General features: G+C 45.8%; 19 protein-coding genes. 7 read left to right on the top strand and 12 right to left on the bottom strand.

The window, feature by feature from the left end:
* The first annotated feature begins 161 nt into the window (after window positions 1–161).
* Window positions 162–434, top strand: a complete 273-nt coding sequence (locus AC0VYQ_RS08740; RefSeq protein ID WP_475403430.1) for a hypothetical protein — start codon at window positions 162–164, stop codon at window positions 432–434.
* Window positions 435–489: 55 nt separating this feature from the next.
* On the opposite strand, the gene AC0VYQ_RS08735 is transcribed toward AC0VYQ_RS08740, so the two are convergent.
* Entirely contained in the window at window positions 490–783 is a 294-nt protein-coding gene (locus AC0VYQ_RS08735; protein WP_029330408.1) for a hypothetical protein, read from the bottom strand.
* A 241-nt stretch (window positions 784–1,024) separates the two neighbouring features.
* Complete coding sequence (locus AC0VYQ_RS08730; protein ID WP_029330405.1) at window positions 1,025–1,738, bottom strand: YebC/PmpR family DNA-binding transcriptional regulator; 714 nt, start codon at window positions 1,736–1,738, stop codon at window positions 1,025–1,027.
* Between the two features lie 236 nt (window positions 1,739–1,974).
* Here AC0VYQ_RS08730 and AC0VYQ_RS08725 point away from each other — a divergent pair, with 236 nt between their 5' ends.
* Window positions 1,975–3,726 (top strand): glycoside hydrolase family 13 protein, encoded by a 1,752-nt coding sequence (locus tag AC0VYQ_RS08725; protein ID WP_475403429.1) that lies wholly within the window; start codon window positions 1,975–1,977, stop codon window positions 3,724–3,726.
* A gap of 43 nt (window positions 3,727–3,769) precedes the next feature.
* Here the strand turns inward: AC0VYQ_RS08725 and AC0VYQ_RS08720 are convergent, their stop codons facing one another.
* The 8 genes from AC0VYQ_RS08720 to AC0VYQ_RS08685 form a co-directional block, all read right to left on the bottom strand.
* Window positions 3,770–4,978: a DUF1015 domain-containing protein gene (locus tag AC0VYQ_RS08720; RefSeq protein WP_159172460.1), complete on the bottom strand. Its 1,209-nt coding sequence runs from the start codon at window positions 4,976–4,978 to the stop codon at window positions 3,770–3,772.
* 12 nt (window positions 4,979–4,990) lie between these two features.
* Window positions 4,991–6,148: a phosphoglycerate dehydrogenase gene (locus tag AC0VYQ_RS08715; RefSeq protein WP_088837234.1), complete on the bottom strand. Its 1,158-nt coding sequence runs from the start codon at window positions 6,146–6,148 to the stop codon at window positions 4,991–4,993.
* Complete coding sequence (gene serC / locus AC0VYQ_RS08710) at window positions 6,149–7,213, bottom strand: 3-phosphoserine/phosphohydroxythreonine transaminase (protein WP_475403428.1); 1,065 nt, start codon at window positions 7,211–7,213, stop codon at window positions 6,149–6,151.
* A 356-nt stretch (window positions 7,214–7,569) separates the two neighbouring features.
* A complete protein-coding gene (locus AC0VYQ_RS08705) occupies window positions 7,570–7,953 on the bottom strand; it encodes a nuclear transport factor 2 family protein (RefSeq protein ID WP_088837232.1) in 384 nt (127 codons plus the stop codon).
* An 88-nt stretch (window positions 7,954–8,041) separates the two neighbouring features.
* A complete protein-coding gene (locus AC0VYQ_RS08700; RefSeq protein ID WP_012370557.1) occupies window positions 8,042–8,242 on the bottom strand; it encodes a cold-shock protein in 201 nt (66 codons plus the stop codon).
* 200 nt (window positions 8,243–8,442) lie between these two features.
* Complete coding sequence (locus AC0VYQ_RS08695) at window positions 8,443–8,643, bottom strand: cold-shock protein (protein ID WP_029330387.1); 201 nt, start codon at window positions 8,641–8,643, stop codon at window positions 8,443–8,445.
* A gap of 200 nt (window positions 8,644–8,843) precedes the next feature.
* Entirely contained in the window at window positions 8,844–9,044 is a 201-nt protein-coding gene (locus AC0VYQ_RS08690) for a cold-shock protein (protein ID WP_029330387.1), read from the bottom strand.
* Window positions 9,045–9,305: 261 nt separating this feature from the next.
* On the bottom strand, window positions 9,306–9,560 hold the full coding sequence (locus AC0VYQ_RS08685; protein ID WP_475403427.1) for an RNA polymerase sigma factor: 255 nt from the start codon (window positions 9,558–9,560) through the stop codon (window positions 9,306–9,308).
* Window positions 9,561–9,716: 156 nt separating this feature from the next.
* Here AC0VYQ_RS08685 and AC0VYQ_RS08680 point away from each other — a divergent pair, with 156 nt between their 5' ends.
* From AC0VYQ_RS08680 to egtD, 4 genes are all read left to right on the top strand, one after another.
* Window positions 9,717–10,256, top strand: coding sequence for a GNAT family N-acetyltransferase (locus AC0VYQ_RS08680; protein WP_215115370.1), 540 nt, complete (start codon window positions 9,717–9,719; stop codon window positions 10,254–10,256).
* Window positions 10,257–11,094: 838 nt separating this feature from the next.
* Window positions 11,095–12,078, top strand: a complete 984-nt coding sequence (gene guaC / locus AC0VYQ_RS08675) for a GMP reductase (RefSeq protein WP_029330376.1) — start codon at window positions 11,095–11,097, stop codon at window positions 12,076–12,078.
* Between the two features lie 130 nt (window positions 12,079–12,208).
* Window positions 12,209–13,477 carry an ergothioneine biosynthesis protein EgtB gene (gene egtB / locus AC0VYQ_RS08670; protein WP_475403426.1) on the top strand — a complete coding sequence of 423 codons (1,269 nt, stop codon included), beginning with the start codon at window positions 12,209–12,211 and terminating at the stop codon, window positions 13,475–13,477.
* Window position 13,478: 1 nt separating this feature from the next.
* On the top strand, window positions 13,479–14,441 hold the full coding sequence (gene egtD, locus AC0VYQ_RS08665; RefSeq protein WP_475403425.1) for an L-histidine N(alpha)-methyltransferase: 963 nt from the start codon (window positions 13,479–13,481) through the stop codon (window positions 14,439–14,441).
* A 182-nt stretch (window positions 14,442–14,623) separates the two neighbouring features.
* Here the strand turns inward: egtD and AC0VYQ_RS08660 are convergent, their stop codons facing one another.
* The gene (locus tag AC0VYQ_RS08660; protein WP_088837226.1) at window positions 14,624–14,962 is read right to left on the bottom strand and encodes a hypothetical protein; all 339 of its coding nucleotides are present in this window, start codon (window positions 14,960–14,962) and stop codon (window positions 14,624–14,626) included.
* A 25-nt stretch (window positions 14,963–14,987) separates the two neighbouring features.
* Window positions 14,988–16,097 (bottom strand): NAD(P)/FAD-dependent oxidoreductase, encoded by a 1,110-nt coding sequence (locus AC0VYQ_RS08655; RefSeq protein ID WP_475403424.1) that lies wholly within the window; start codon window positions 16,095–16,097, stop codon window positions 14,988–14,990.
* 272 nt (window positions 16,098–16,369) lie between these two features.
* On the opposite strand from AC0VYQ_RS08655, the gene AC0VYQ_RS08650 reads away from it, so the two are divergent.
* Complete coding sequence (locus tag AC0VYQ_RS08650; RefSeq protein ID WP_214846426.1) at window positions 16,370–16,918, top strand: hypothetical protein; 549 nt, start codon at window positions 16,370–16,372, stop codon at window positions 16,916–16,918.
* Window positions 16,919–16,932 lie beyond the last annotated feature (14 nt).

Raw genomic sequence — 16,932 nt, 5'->3', positions numbered from 1 at the left:
AGACCAGTGTTTTTAGATTAAATTATTAAATATGTAGAAACACGGGTGAAAAGGATTGAAAAAAATTTTTAGCCTTGGTTAGAAAGTGATTAATCTGCAATCATTGAGGGAACAATATTCAAGTAATGTCATCTACTATGGAAAGCAGGGGGAACCAAATCATGAATACTACATTAAAGCGCAGTCTGGTTGTAGGTAGCTTAGCCGCAGTGTCTGTCTTCGGAATCAAGCAATACAAACGTTCATGCGCGAAACAAAATCAAAGCATCAGTGATTCAGCTGAGCTCGATCGTCGTCCGAGTGTCGATCAAGGTCAAGATGAATCGGAAGTCGGCTTAACACAACTCGATTCCATCCAAAAAGCAGAGTGGCAAGCGAATGGTTTCCCGCAAACACATGCGGAACGTGAGCGTCTAGAAAACGAAGAAGTGTAAAAAAAACAGCGCGTCCTGTAATGGGAGGCGCTGTTGACATGTATTAGAAAACCACTTAAGCACTCGTACTTTCGAGGGCTCGAATTCGTTCGCTATGGGCAGTATAGGATGAAAGATGTTCGAACTGATGTAACGTCAGTGTCGTCATCCGGCGTTGACCGGTGCTTGATTCGAGGAGTAAATACGCCTCGTTTTGATCTTCACCACCACCGTCGAAACGGATGTGGGCAGTAATTAGGCGACCATCGTTCGTCTGCATATAAATATCGTAACCACCAAAGTCGACCCGATTAAAGCGAGTAGCCTCGTTGACGATGTGTTTAAAAGTTTCAATGACTGGATATGACATGATTGTTCCTCCTTCTTCTCTTACAAAACAAACGGGCTATTCCAAAGATTAACCGTTCCGATTAATAATTTTCCCATTAAATTGAAGAACTAAACATAAAAAAAGAATCTTTTTTTTGCTTGTCATGAAACGCGTTTCATAATGTATTTTGTAAATAAGGTAGCGCGTAATTGGAAGCATAGTTAAACCAAGCGTCAGCTAAAAAAAGGAAAAAGCAGCCAAAAGGCTGCTTTTTTATCGTTTAAAGTTCAACGTTATGATAGACCTGTTGCACATCTTCTAAATCTTCGAGTGCATCGACCATTTTTTCGAATTGCTGCACATCTTCTTCAGATAAAGCGACTTCGTTTTGAGCGAGCATAACGAGTTCGGCAACTGAAAATTCCGTCACACCGGCATTTTTTAATGTTTCCTGGACCGTGTGGAACTGATCGGGTTCAGCATAGATGATAACGGCTTCCTCTTCTTCTAGGATGTCACGGACGTCGATATCCGCTTCCATCATCAATTCAAGAACATCATCCGCCGATTTTCCTTCAAAAGCAAAAATGGCAGTCGCGTCAAACATATAGGCAACGGAACCACTGACACCCATGTTGCCTCCATTTTTCCCAAAGGCAGCCCGCACGTCTGAGGCCGTCCGGTTGACGTTGTTCGTTAATGTCTCGACGATGACCATCGAGCCGCTCGGTCCGAATCCTTCATAACGGAGAACATCGAAGTTCTCTTCCGCGCCGCCTTTTGCTTTTTCAATCGCCCGATCGACGATTGCCCGTGGCACGTTATACGTCTTCGCACGCTCGAGAACAACTTTAAGTGCTTGGTTTGATTCAGGATCCGGTTCACCTTGTTTCGCAGCAACATAAATTTCACGACCGAATTTCGCATAAATCCGGCTGGTGTTTTTGTCTTTCGATGCCTTTTTTTCTTTAATGTTATTCCATTTACGACCCATCAGAATCCACTCTCTCTTTCACATGACTTCGATTTTAGTTGGAAACCAGACGGCTTCCTCTGCGTTATCAGTATACATCAAAAACAGCCAGATATTGAATCAAAATGGTGAGGGAATGGCTGACTTTTTGCGGAAAAACGTTTATAAGTAGTACAAAGTCGGGAACAGGAACTAAATCTACAGCTATTCTGAAGGAGTGACGGATTATTAATAAGCAGGCCGTTTTTCACCGGGCGATGTCGCCATATGTCTATAAGTACGATCAAGAAACAGTCCATATCAGGTTGACGACCGCAAAAGGAGATGTCGACCGCATCCGTCTGATTCATGGCGATCCATACGAATGGGATGCAGAACGAGAAGAGGATCGGGACTGGAACTTTGATCCGGATAAAGAAAAGTTTTGGAAAACGCAACAAACACCGATGATTCGGACAGGTGCTGACGCGACGCACGACTATTGGTTCGTCGCCATAAAACCGAGTCGAAGACGCGTCCGTTATGGATTCGAGTTGTCGACTGCTGAGGAAACGGCAATCTACACGGAACGGGGATGGTACGACGAGATTCCGCTTGACCACCCCGGTTATTATTTTGCCGTTCCGTACATCAATGCAGTCGACGTATTCGATGCACCGGCATGGGTCAAAGAGACGGTCTGGTATCAAATTTTCCCTGATCGGTTTGCGAATGGAGACGTTACGAACGACCGACAAGGAACGGTCCCGTGGGCGTCGGAAGCACCGGCTTACGAGAATCACTTTGGTGGCGATTTTCAAGGTGTGATTGACAACATCGGTTATTTGAAAAACTTGGGGATCAACGGGATTTATTTCTGTCCGGTTTTCGCTGCACCCTCCAATCATAAGTACGACACGCTTGACTATTTGAAACTCGATCCTGCATTCGGGACGGAAGAGAAGTTTCGTGAGATGGTCGAATTGTTACATGCGAACGGGATTCGCGTATTACTCGACGCCGTCTTTAATCATGTCAGTGTCGACCACCCGACGTTCCAGGATGTCATCAAGCGGGGGGCTGATTCAGAATATACCGATTGGTTCATGATTGATTCGTTTCCGATCGAGATGGACCCGCCGAACTATGAAGTATTTGCTTTTGAAGCCAACATGCCGAAGTTGAACACGGCGAATGCAGATGTCAAAGCCTATCTGTTGAAAGTCGGGCGATACTGGGTCGAAGAGTTTGGAATTGACGGCTGGCGGCTCGATGTCGCGAGCGAAGTCGATCATGCCTTTTGGCGTGACTTCAGAAAAGAAGTACGTACGGCAAATCCGGAAGCCTATATCGTTGGAGAATGCTGGACGGATTCGCAAGAGTGGTTGTTTGGAGATCAATTTGATGCCGTCATGAACTACGGACTGACGGAAGCGTTCTTGACCTTCTTTGCGACGCGAGAAACGACAGCCTCTGAATTTAGTTATGCCGTCGTCCGGAACTTGAACGGAAACGCGATGAACGTCAACGAGGTGATGTTTAACTTAGTTGGCTCTCACGACACACCACGTGCATTGACACGAGCGGGTGGCGATAAGGAACGGATGCGACTGCTTTTATTATCGCTCTTAACCTTCACGGGAAGTCCTGTCATCTATTATGGTGATGAGATCGGTATGACCGGTGGGCAGGATCCGGCAAACCGGAAATGTATGGAGTGGGATCAAGAAAAACAAGACACAGAACTGCTTAGCTACGTAACGGAATTGATTGCGTTACGAAAAGCCCATCCGGCGCTCGCGAATGAAGCATCGTATGTCTTTGAGCAAATCGATGACGAAAAAAATCAGTTCGTTATCCGGCGCTCCTCACCACATGGGGACTATCTAATCCTCATCAACAATGGGGAGAAAGAAGCGCGGTTCGAATTTTCAGGACGTGCAGTCGACTTACTGGACGGAACGGAGTGGGCTGGTGAAATCAACGTAGGGCCAATCCATGGGACGATCTTACAAATAAAGAATGGATAAGAAAAAGGATTGGCGCAATTTTTGCGCCAATCCTTTTATATTGTCAGCTGAAAAAGCGATGAATCAGTAAACCGCTACGCAGTTTTGGTTCGAACCACGTCGATTTTGGCGGCATGACTTGATTTGCATCCGCGACTTGCATCAAATCCGTCAAGTCGGTCGGGTGTAAGTGAAAGGCAACTGCCATCGTCCCGTGATCAACGAGTTGTTCTAGTCCAGCATACCCACGGATGCCACCGACGAATTGAATCCGTGCATCGGTCCGAGGATCTTCAATTCCTAAAAAGGGTGTCAAAAGTTCATGTTGAAGGATAGAGACGTCAAGATTGTCTTTGACAGTCGTCTGTTGCGCCGTGTAATCGAGCGTATACCATTGTTGCTTAAGATACATCTCAAACCGGTGTTTTTGCGTCGTCTCAGCACGACCAACCGTCACGGTGAAGCGTTGACTGATCCGTTCGAGTAATTCGTCGACCGATTGTCCGTAAAGATCTTCGACAGCGCGATGATACCCCATGATCTTTAATTGATCACTTGAGAAGGAGACAGCAAGGAACAGTTGTGCCTCTTCGTTGTCCGGATGTAATTTTGCAACTTTTGATGCCGCTTCTGCCCGGTGATGTCCGTCCGCGATGTACAGTGCGTCATGACGAGCGAACTGACTCCCAATCGTCAGCATGTCAGAGCGATTTGTAATTTTAAAGATTGTATGTTCAATCCCGTCCTCGGTGGTGAACTGATAGAGCGGGACATTCGTACTCTGTTCTGCAACGATTCGATTGAGTTCATCATCCGGTTGATGGGCGAGTAGGATGGGACCGGTATGTGCCTCTAACGCATCGATTTGACGGACGCGATCTCGCTCCTTATCAGGACGCGTAAATTCGTGTTTACGGATGAAGCCGTCGTCGTAATCAGATACGGACACGCAACCGACAAAACCTGTTTGGACATGTTCGCCATCACGGAGACGATAGAGGTAATAGCATTCGTCTTCGTCAAGCTTTAGGATTTGACTATCGCGTGCATCCTTGAAGTGGAGGGCAGCTTGTTGATAAACACGCATGTCGTGCTCATCGATTAGATCAGGTAGCGTCACTTCAGCTTTGTCGATCCGAAGGAATGATAAAGGGCGACGGCGTACCTCGACCCGTCCTTCAGCCCGGTTGAAGACATCATAAGGTAGCGAAGAGAACGTTTCTGCATATTTGCTTTGTGGTCGTAGTGCCTGGAAAGGTTCGAATGTTGGCATGAGATCACTCCTTTAAAGTAGTCGCGTTTTTAAGATGCCGGGAATCGCATCGAGCTGTGTCAAGGAAATCGTTTCGTCAAGATGGTTATCGATGTCGATGATCGTATAGGCAATCGGCCCTTTGCTACCGTTAATCATGTTCGCGATGTTAATACGCTCCGTCGCGAGGACAGAAGCAATCTGACCGACCATGTTCGGAATATTTTGATGGGCAATCGTCAAGCGACGTTTACCTGAATCGGCGAGTTCAACTGACGGGAAGTTGACGGAATGACGGATGTTGCCGGTCTCAAGAAACGTTTTCAGTTGATCGACGGCCATGATGGCGCAATTTTCCTCCGCTTCAGCCGTCGATGCCCCGATATGCGGCAACGGGATGACGCGCGGTAATGATAAAATGAAGGCATTCGGGAAATCGGTCACATAGTTCGCGAGGCGACCAGATTTCAGGACGGTTGCGAGTGCAGCTTCATCAATCAACTCACCACGCGAAAAATTAAGTAGCGTCGCACCTTGCTTGACTTTCGACAATAAGCGTTCATCGAGCAGGTGATGTGTTGCATCGACGAGTGGAAGGTGAAGCGTGACATAGTCACTCGTCGCAAGAAGTTCTTCAAGATTCGTCACCCGATGAATTTGATTTGAGACCCGCCATGCGGATTCAATCGACATATGCGGATCGTAACCGGAAACGGTCATCCCTAACTCATGCAGCGTATTAGCAAGATTTGCCCCGATTGCCCCGAGGCCAACGATGCCGATTCGTTTACCTAACAGCTCTGTCCCGACAAATTGCCGCTTGTTGGCTTCGATCCGTTCCGGGATGTCTGGTCCGCGTAAATTATTCGTCCAAAGGATACTCGGTATCAATTTTCGGGCTGTTAAAAAAAGACTGGCGATGACGAGTTCCTTAACGGCATTCGCATTCGCACCGGGCGTCGAAAAGACGGGGATTCCACGATTTGCGAGTTGGTCGAGCGGGATCGTATTGACACCGACGCCAGCACGGGCGACCGCCTTCAAGGAGTCGGCGAACTGCATCCCGTGTAAGTCCTTGCTTCGAACGAGGAAAGCATCTGGTGCCTCAACTTGGCGATGGACGTGGTAATCGTCCGTAAAGCGACTCAGTCCTTTTTCAGACAAATCATTCCACAACTGGATTTGGTACATTTAACGTTCCCCCTGTTCAAATTTACGTAAGACGGATAGTAAAGCTTCGACACCAGTGGTCGGCATCGCGTTATAAAGGCTAGCCCGCATACCGCCGACAGAACGATGTCCTTGTAGGTTCACTAAGCCGTGTCGTTCGGCGTATGCGATAAAGGCATCGTCTAAGGCTTGTTGTCCTGTCGAAAACGGGATGTTCATCAAACTTCGATCTGCGTGAGCGACTTGATTCGAAAACAGGTTGGAGTGGTCGAGCGCATCATAAAGCGAGGCGGCTTGAGCACGGTTGCGTGCCGTGATTGTCTGTAATCCGCCCTCTTGTTTTATCCATTCGAGAACGAGTTTCGTTAAATAAATACTATACGTAGGTGGTGTATTGTAGAGTGAATGGTGTTTCGCATGAACGTCATAACGTAAGTATGAACCGAGAGCAGAAGGTGTCTGCTCGACTAAACTTTTTTTGATGATGACAAGTGTCATACCGGCAGCACCGAGGTTTTTTTGGGCGCCTGCATAGATGACGTCGAACGCGCTGACATCAATCGGTTCTGATAAAATTGATGAAGAAAAATCAGCGACGAGCGGGACGTTGACACGTGGAGCTTCCTGAAAAGTCGTCCCTTCAAGCGTGTTGTTCCATGTCACGTGTAGATAATCGGCATCCGAAGTAAAAGGACCGGCCGGAATCGACCGATAGTGATCGTCTCGGGAAGAGGCGATGATGCGTGTCGATGCATAAGGAGCAGCATCGGCAATCGCCTTTTGCGACCAGCCGCCCGTATCGATGAAGTCGACACGATGAGTCGTCGCAAGGTTCAGTGGCAACATAGAGAATTGGAGCGTTGCGCCACCCTGTAAGAATAAGACATCATAGTCTGACGGCACTTCAAGCAGTTCGCGGACGAGCGACGTTGCATCGTCTAAGATTGCTTCGAATAGGGCGGAGCGATGACTGAGCTCGAGGACAGACTGATGGGACCCTCGATAATTCAATAATTCCGATTGTGCTTTACGTAAGACAGGTTCAGGTAAAACGGCTGGACCTGCGGAAAAGTTAAAAACAGTCATCCAATTCCTTCTTTCTCGTTAATTTTCAGAAAATACATGCAACTTCAGTGTAACGGAATGAAAACGGATTTTCAAATTGCTTTCAGATAGATTTCAAGTACCGAATTCGAATAAACAAAGAGGCTGACTCAAAAGTCGCTCCAAAACCAATTGTAGTGACGGACGGTTCCGGTTTCACACGGCTATACAGAATAAAACGGAAGAGCTCGCACCGTCAGATACAAATAGGCCCGTTTCCCTGTCCATAGTGAGCAGGGAAACGGGCTTTTGTCTCACCCGAGAAAAGTGAGAGAGCCATTCCTTGTTAAGGCCGTTGATCGTCATCGCAGTAAATGAGAGGAGTGAATCCATGTCATTTAATTTTGATCAAGCGACGTCGCTTGCGAAAAATGCCACTTCCAGCCTGTGTCCGTCAGTTGATAAAGGGAGACGATACGAAAACGTCCTACATAAGACGTCGTCCCGTATTGAAACTGGTCTTCTGTCAATGTTTGTACCAAGGCAGTCGTCTCAAAAAGCTCGACAGTCATCGATTCATCTATAGAAGAAACCCATTTTATCAAATCAACGTCAACATAGTGGTCTAAATAAGTTTCTGCGTCGAATTGTCGTCCAAGTCCATCGATGAACGAGAAACTAGGAGTTAAAAGTTCGTTCATCGCTTCTCGGTTTCCAGCCATCAAATGGTCGTGTCTTGCTTGTAAGACATGTTGCAGTTGTTCTTGTGTTGAGAGTTGCATGGAAGTTCTCCTTTCCTTTCTATACGTATGAAGTTTATCATGAATGAAATTAAAAAAAAGACCTTGCATCAGCAAGGTCTTAAAAAAATTAAAGTTTAGTAACGTTAGTTGCTTGTGGTCCGCGTTGGCCTTCTTCAACTTCGAAAGAAACCTCTTGACCTTCGTCAAGTGATTTGAAGCCATCAGTTTGGATAGCTGAGAAGTGAACGAAAACGTCGTCGCCGCTTTCACGTTCGATGAAGCCAAAACCTTTTTCTGCGTTAAACCATTTTACTTTACCTTGTTCCATGTGTGTTGCCTCCTGCGTGTGACTGAGTCACACTGATTATTACTACCGTGATCAATTTCATCGAGTTAAAAGTGTAACCTTCTTATCTCCACCGAACAACAATAATTACTTAATAATATACCATGGATCGATTGAAAAAGAAAGGGGAGATAAAAAAGAATTAAAAAAGAGGATTTGCATCAGCAAATCCTCTAAGGAAATTAAAGTTTAGTAACGTTAGTTGCTTGCGGTCCGCGTTGACCTTCTTCAACTTCGAAAGAAACCTCTTGACCTTCGTCAAGTGATTTGAAGCCATCAGTTTGGATAGCTGAGAAGTGAACGAAAACGTCGTCGCCGCTTTCACGTTCGATAAAGCCAAAACCTTTTTCTGCGTTAAACCATTTTACTGTACCTTGTTCCATGTGTGTTGCCTCCTGCGTGCGACTGAGTCACACTGATTATTACTACCGTGATCAATTTCATCGAGTTAAAGCGTAAACTTTGTATCTCCACCGAACAACAATAATTACTTAATAATATACCATGCTCATCGGAAGAAAGAAAGGGTAATTTCAAAAAAAATAAAAAAAGAGGATTTGCATCAGCAAATCCTCTAAGGAAATTAAAGTTTAGTAACGTTAGTTGCTTGCGGTCCGCGTTGGCCTTCTTCAACTTCGAAAGAAACCTCTTGACCTTCGTCAAGTGATTTGAAGCCATCAGTTTGGATAGCTGAGAAGTGAACGAAAACGTCGTCGCCGCTTTCACGTTCGATAAAGCCAAAACCTTTTTCTGCGTTAAACCATTTTACTGTACCTTGTTCCATGTGTGTTGCCTCCTGCGTGCGACTGAGTCACACTGATTATTACTACCGTGATCAATTTCATCGAGTTAAAGCGTAAACTTTGTATCTCCACCGAACAACAATAATTACTTAATAATATAGCATGCCTTCGAAAAAAAAGGAAGGAATAAACAGAAATATCGTTAACTTTTGTTAAAAAACTTGAAATGACTTCAGATGTACTTAAATTTTAAAGGGTTCGGCGTCGACCTAACGAATAAAAGTGGCAAGGTCTGTTTGTAGTCAATGGACAGGCTGATGAGGGTGTCGGACGTGCTTAATTGCTGCCATGACATAACCGTGAATGGAAGCATGCCGGCGTGGCTCCGTCCAAACGGCTTTAAAAATATGTGTCAACGTCCGTTGAATCCGTGTTTCATCCGTTGTCACGCGTCTAAGTAGAATGTAAAGAGAAGTTTCATACCGATCGTAAAGTAACTCGAGGGCATGACTATTTCTTAATTCGATTTGTTCGAATAGTTCTTGGTCTGTCTTCATGCTCTCCTCCTTAATGTCATGTAGTTAAATGATTGTCATTGAATTGTCATCTGTTCTGCTTAGGTTGTTTTCCCCAAGACATAATAATCAAACGTTTAAACTGTTTAATTTCAAGATATTTATAGGGCGTGTTACTTTAAAAGGAGCTGTTTAAGGATGAGTCGTGTTTTTATTAGACCTTATATAGAAGAAGATGCATTAGAATTGCTGGAACTGAACGTACGAAACCGGGGGCACTTTGAATTTTGGATGCCACTTAAGCCGAAAGAAGATCAATATTCACTTGGAGCCCACCAAGAACGGATTCGTCAAACATTACAAAAGATGCAAGATGATCGTTACTATGCGTTTGGTGTTTTCCTGAAGGAGAACAATACATTAATCGGCGAAGTATCTGCTTCGTTCATTGAACGGTTTCCGGCTGAAACATGTATGATCGGCTATCAACTTGATCGAAATTACAATGGTCAAGGATTGATGGCTGAAGCGGTCAGTCAAGCAGTTGCACTGCTCTTTGACAAGTATGCATTTCATCGGTTACGAGCGGAAGTGATGCCTGAGAACATTGGATCGATCCGTGTTCTCGAAAAAGTAGGCTTTCGAAGAGAGGGACTTGCTAGGAAAAGTCTATATATAAATGGAAACTGGGAAGACTTCACGATGTTCGCACTATTAAAAGAAGAATTTTTAGAGTGAGGAGAAAATGATTGTTGTCGATGTCGACGTATTATAGTGCATGGTGCAAAAAACTAAAACGCCATTACTTTTTAGTCTTTTGTCGTCGCGATCATCCGCGGGTACAATCGAATAAGGTGAACCTTCTGTGTATGCAGTCATTCGCACATTATATGAAGAAACCGAATTATTCATTCGACTAACACGCCTGATTGGCTGTTTTAATGGTGAATCGCTTGAATGGACGTACTTTCATCTTGAAGAACGACTATCATTCGCCAGACTGTGGACAACGAGCAGGGTCTTGCCTGCCTCTGAACGTGCGTTAAAAACGCACTTTGCCCCGTAGGAGTCAACGAAACATGACGCTTTTCAGGTAATACCGTGACAGAAATCCAGTCATGCAGACAGTTTAGAGCGCAATTCGTCTCGAATCGCTTTAGACCGCGAAAAGCAATCGGTCACGACCCTGCAGCTGTGCTGTAGCGGCGCGATCGGTTGCCGCTTTGAAGACGAGGCGAGACAGGGAAGCGCGAACGGATTGCCTCTCGTTATAGCCTGTTTACGCTTCATAAGAGTTTGTCTACACGCTCATTCGCACTGCATGATCTAACATCGATTTTCATCCGAAAGTCAAAATTAAGATATTTTGACTGTTGAAAAGACTGATTAGAGCAATTGAAGCATAAAAATGAGTGGAAAAACGAACGATAAATCATTTTTAAGATAAAAATATTTGTTTTTAGGTGATAAATTACTCTAAATCCTTTGACATGACATTCTGCATTCGATATAGTGTTCAAGTACGAACGATTATAAACAATAGTTTAAAAAATATTCGTTATTTGGAGTGTTGAAAATGGATGTAGTATTTGATTATGAAGATATTCAATTGATTCCCGCAAAGTCAATCGTTGGCAGTCGATCTGAGTGTGATACGACGGTCGAGTTTGGTGGAAGACGATTCAAACTACCGGTCGTCCCGGCGAACATGCAAACCATCATCGATGAATCGATTGCGACGTACTTAGCCGAAAATGGTTATTTCTATATTATGCATCGCTTTGAACCAGAAAAACGACGGACGTTCGTTGAGACGATGCAAGCGAAAAACTTAATCGCGTCGATTAGTGTCGGCGTCAAGATCGAAGAATACGCGTTCATCGAAGAACTCGCACAGGCAGGGCTAGTACCGGAGTATATTACGATTGACATCGCGCATGGTCATTCAGACGCAGTCATTCAAATGATTCAGCACATTAAACGATTTTTACCGAACAGTTTCGTCATCGCTGGAAATGTCGGAACGCCGGAAGCTGTCCGTGAACTTGAGAATGCAGGTGCGGATGCGACGAAAGTCGGAATCGGACCCGGGAAAGTCTGCATCACGAAGATTAAAACAGGATTCGGAACAGGCGGTTGGCAACTGGCAGCACTTCGCTGGTGCGCTAAAGCTGCGAGCAAGCCGATCATCGCGGATGGAGGAATTCGGACACACGGTGATATTGCGAAATCCGTCCGTTTTGGTGCGACGATGGTCATGATCGGTTCATTGTTTGCCGGGCACGAAGAATCGCCTGGTGAGACGCATGAAGTCGATGGTGTCCGCGTCAAAGAATACTTTGGTTCGGCATCAGAGTTCCAAAAAGGTGAAAAAAAGAACGTCGAGGGGAAAAAGATGTTTGTTGAGCATAAAGGGAGCTTAGCCGATACATTGACGGAGATGGAGCAAGATTTGCAATCGTCGATCTCGTACGCCGGAGGAAATAAACTGCAAGCGATTCGGACGGTCGACTATGTCGTCGTCAAGAACTCAATCTTTAATGGGGATAAAGTATTTTAAGGCAATTAAAAGTAGAAAAAGCAGACGGTCTCGACGACGTCTGCTTTTTTTGCATACTTCCTATAAAACTAGGGTAATAGTTAAATGGTTATTTTTTCAGAAAATTCCATCAAAAGGGGTGTCATAGCATATGAACACAGAAACGACAACGTACTTAATAGAAAAGTTTACGCGAGTTCGTGATAAGACAATTGAATTGATTGATCCACTTGAACCGGAAGATTTCGTAATCCAAGCAAGTGCTGATGTAAGTCCGGCGAAATGGCATATCGCGCATACGACATGGTTTTTCGAACGGATGATTTTACAGGAATACGATGCAGCGTATCAAGTGTTTAATCCACAGTTCAATTATCTGTTCAATTCGTATTACAACTCAATCGGTCCGTATCAACCGCGCCATCAACGAGGTGTCTTGTCGCGACCGACTGTAAGTGAGATCATCGCCTACCGCTCGTACGTCGATGCGGCAATCGATACGTTCTTGAGACAAGATCGCGACGCGGCGAGTCAAAAGAAAATTGAAGGCTTGATTGAGATGGGGTTACAACATGAACAGCAGCATCAGGAACTTATTTTGATGGATATGAAATTTAACTTGTTCGTCAATCCCTTGTTACCGGCCTATCAAAATAAAGCGGTCGTGCCAACTGCTGAAACCAATGTCAGTCCTGCTTACAAAACATTCGATGGAGGATTGATTAAAATCGGTCATGATGGGACCGGCTTTGCGTTTGACAACGAAAGTCCTGTCCATAAAGTATGGTTGAATCCATTTGAACTGGCAACTGCGCCCGTGACGAACGGGGAATACTTAGCTTTCATCGAAGCTGGAGGTTATGAGACGTCTGAATATTGGCTTTCTGACGGGTACCAAGTCATCAAGCAACTCGGCTGGAAAGCACCGCTCTACTGGATGAAGGATGAGTCCGGGGACTGGTCTGTCTTCACATTAAATGGTGTCGAACCACTCGCACTCGACGAACCGGTTTGTCACGTCAGTTTTTATGAGGCGGATGCTTATAGTCGCTGGAAAGGAAAACGTCTCCCGACGGAAGCGGAGTGGGAGCATGCGGCAAAAACGGTCGCAAGACAAGGGAACATGATGGGACGCGGAACGTATCATCCGGCATCGGTTGTTCGGGCCGAGCACGAATTGACAGGAATGTTTGGTGACGTTTGGGAATGGACGGCCAGTGCCTATTCATCATATCCGGGCAGTCGACCGCTTGAAGGAGCACTAGGTGAATACAATGCAAAGTTCATGTCTAACCAGATGGTGTTACGGGGTGGCGCGTGTGTGACGCCGGACGATCACATCCGTGAGACGTACCGTAATTTCTTCCCGCCGGATAAACGGTGGCAATTCAGTGGGTTCCGTTTGGCAGGTGACCTGTAAGATGAGTCAGCAGGTGAAAAGCTTTGATTTATATACGAAGCAGCAAAATATGTTAGAAGAAGTCATAGCTGGTTTATCGAAACCGGCTAAAACGCTTCACGCCAAGTATTTTTACGATCAAACGGGGTCGGAACTGTTCGAGCAGATTACGCAACAACCGGAATATTATCCGACGCGCACTGAACTCGAGATTTTGACGACGCACCAAACGACGATTGCAGATAAGATTGGTCCTGTCCATACATTGATTGAGTATGGGAGTGGCAGTAGTCGGAAAATCAAAAGTCTGCTCAGTTCGCTGCACGGGTTGGAAGAATATGTCCCAATCGATATCTCGAAGGACTATTTACTACAGTCGGCGGCGGAGTTGTCAAAAGATTATCCGAATCTCTCGATTAAAGCGGTTTGTGGCGACTATTCGACACCGATCACACTACCGGTCGACCGCGCACTGAAAAAAGTTATCTTCTTCCCGGGATCGACGATTGGTAACTTTGATCCGGCGGAGGCGATGGAGTTCTTGCGCCATTCATCTCATTTACTCGAAGTGGGAGACGGCTTTTTAATCGGTGTCGATACGAAAAAAAATCCGGACATTCTTCATCGGGCGTATAACGACATGGCCGGCGTCACGGAAGCGTTCAACTTAAACATCCTGACCCACATCAATCGTGTATTAGATGGAACATTTGATCAAACAAGGTTTGAGCATGTAGCATTTTATAATGAGGCGCAAGGTCGAATCGAGATGCACATCCGCAGTCGGATTGACCAGATCGTACAAATCAACGGTCAGCCGTTTACGTTCCAGGAAGGTGAAACGATTCATACAGAAAATTCGTACAAATATAGCATCGAAGAATTTCAGCAGTTGGCAGGTAAAAGTGGCTTTCGGGCCGTCACTTACTGGACGGACGCAAATCATCACTTCAGCGTCCATTACCTTGAGAAGACGAACGGCTAACGCAATCATGACGATGGAAGAAGGGCTGACACACCGCTAACTGATGACAAAATAGAAGGGATTGCCATCTTAAAGTTGATGGGCAATCCCTTCTATTTGCGTGTAGATAAAGTTGCATTGGATTTTCCGCTTGAAACTGTTTAACCGAAAAGACGCGGCATGCAGAACTATCAGGCGAAGTCTCAGCTGACGCGACTTCCGTCCGGAATTGGATGTTCCGGACATACGAGGACGGGCATCAGTTGATCGAGCGGACCGAGTTCAAGGATACGACCTGTGAAACCGGCACGTACGCCCTCGACGTTCAGGATCGCGATGGCTTGTTTCCCTAAAATTTCTTCATAGTCGAACCGGGTTTCGACCCAGTCGAGTAAAAAAGAGTGATCGTGTCCATCGAAGTCGACCGTCACGTTGAGAAGGTGTGTTTCATTCTCGTCACGGATGAGAGAACGAATCGTCCCGACACGGATATCTAACGCGGTAAAGGTTTCGACGGGTACAAATGGTTTAATCGGATCCATGGGTCATCTCCTATCGTCAAACAAATTAGTTGTGATAAGTCGGAACGTAATCACTTAACGGAATCTCGAGCGGTTGATTTAACGCCAGTTCTGCGAGCTCGCGTCCGAGATAAGGGCCGATCGTCAATCCGGATGCACCGAGGCCGTTCGCGATGAAAACGTTCGGGTGAGCATCGAGTGAGGCGATGACCGGTAACGAATTACTCGTGTAGGGACGTAGACCAACCCGCATTTCATGGATGTTCGTTTCTTCGAGTCGTGGTGCGACAGGGAGGGCACGCGTTAAGAGCGCATGCATCCCTTTGACGGTCGGTTGTAAGTTGTAATCAAGTTGTTTTTCATGGGTCGAACCTAAAGAAAGGCGACCATCTTCCGTCGACACGAGATAGAGTCCACGTTGCCCCATGATGACGGGCCAATGTTTCGTTTTCATTTCCTCTAAATCAAGATGAAGGATTTGTCCTTTTTCCGTCCGGATATCGAGTTCGAGCTTGAGCGGACGTAACAATTCATTGATCCAGACCCCAGCCGTCAAAATCACGTGCTTCGCGTAATGCGGTTGTCCATCGATTGAAATACCTTTCACTTGTCCTGTTTCGATGAGTAATTCAGCATCCGCATCAATAACGGTCGCCCCGTAATGGATTGCCGCCCGCTCGAGTGCGCCACGCAAGGCACGACCATCGACGCGAGCCCCGCCGGAGACGAACAACGCGTCTTCGACAGTATCGATCAATGGAAATAGAGATTTGACCTGAGAAGCGTCGAGTCGTTCGATGCGTCCGATGCCTGGGGCTTCCGGGAATCGATTTTCAGCAATCGTATTCATCTTCTCGATTTTTGATGATTCATGTAGCGCGATCGTGCCCACTTTTCGGTACCCGGTCGCGGTTTCGCCAAGCGCTTCCAGTTCTTCGATTAACGTATCGTAATAGTGAGCGCCATTATTTGCTAAGCGGTACCAGGCTTTATTGCGACGTTGTGTCATCCAGGGGCAGATGATGCCGGCTGCTGCATCGGTTGCGCGTCCGCTTTCTTTTCGGTCAATCAAAAGCACGGTCGCCCCTTGTTTTGATAGGTGATAGGCTGTCGATGCACCGAGAATACCGGCGCCGACGATGATGTGTGTGTACATGTCAATTCAACTCTTTTCTAATGACGGTCTTTCTTTAGTCTAAAGAAAAAAGGGCAAAGCGACAAATCTAAATTCAAATGTGTCATTGAAGTGTGGGGAATGATGGGAAATCGAATCTTTTTTTCGGAATATTTCGTATACTTTACATACGGACGCGTATAATTGCAAAATAGACGATTAGAAACCGTCCAATCAGGAAAGATACCCTTATAGGCATCATGTCCCGACATCAATGGCTTAGCACTCAGTCACTTTTGAAGGAGGGGAAGGCAATGAACATTAGTCAAACCATCGTACGCAAACGCTACACGGACCACACTTTGTTTTATTCCGCCATCCTGATCTGGAAGTTGCTCTTCTTCTTACCCTTATTGATGTTCATGAATAGTGGCTCCGACAAGGTGTTCCAACTTTATTTCGTACCGTACTTGACCGTGATTGTCTTATTTCGGGTCATGACATATTACGCGACGTATAAAGCTTCCTTCATGGAGATGACGGAGATGGGGCTGTCTGTCTTCCTCATCATCGCCGATCTTTATATCATCGCGCTCTTCCAAATCCCGCTTCCATTCGGAATGATCATCATGTTATTGTCGATTCTCCACTTTAGCGCCGCATTTAGCCGTTTTCGTTGGTTTCGGCGCCGTATGTGGTTGAACCGCCATCTTGAAATTCTCAATTACTTGACGGATCATGGTGAAACGCCGATCAAGATCGCTGTCGTCTCGGAAGATGAGATGCTCGTGACAACGAAAAGTGGGAAAGAATTCACATATCGCCAAGTCTACTGGAGTGGATTTTATTTTGAACGCGGGTGAACGATCAAGGACTG

The organism is Exiguobacterium sp. QJM3NY_9 (genome assembly GCF_056173545.1).
The sequence above is the reverse complement of the archived record's forward strand: the minus strand, read 5'-3'. Positions and strand labels throughout refer to the sequence as shown.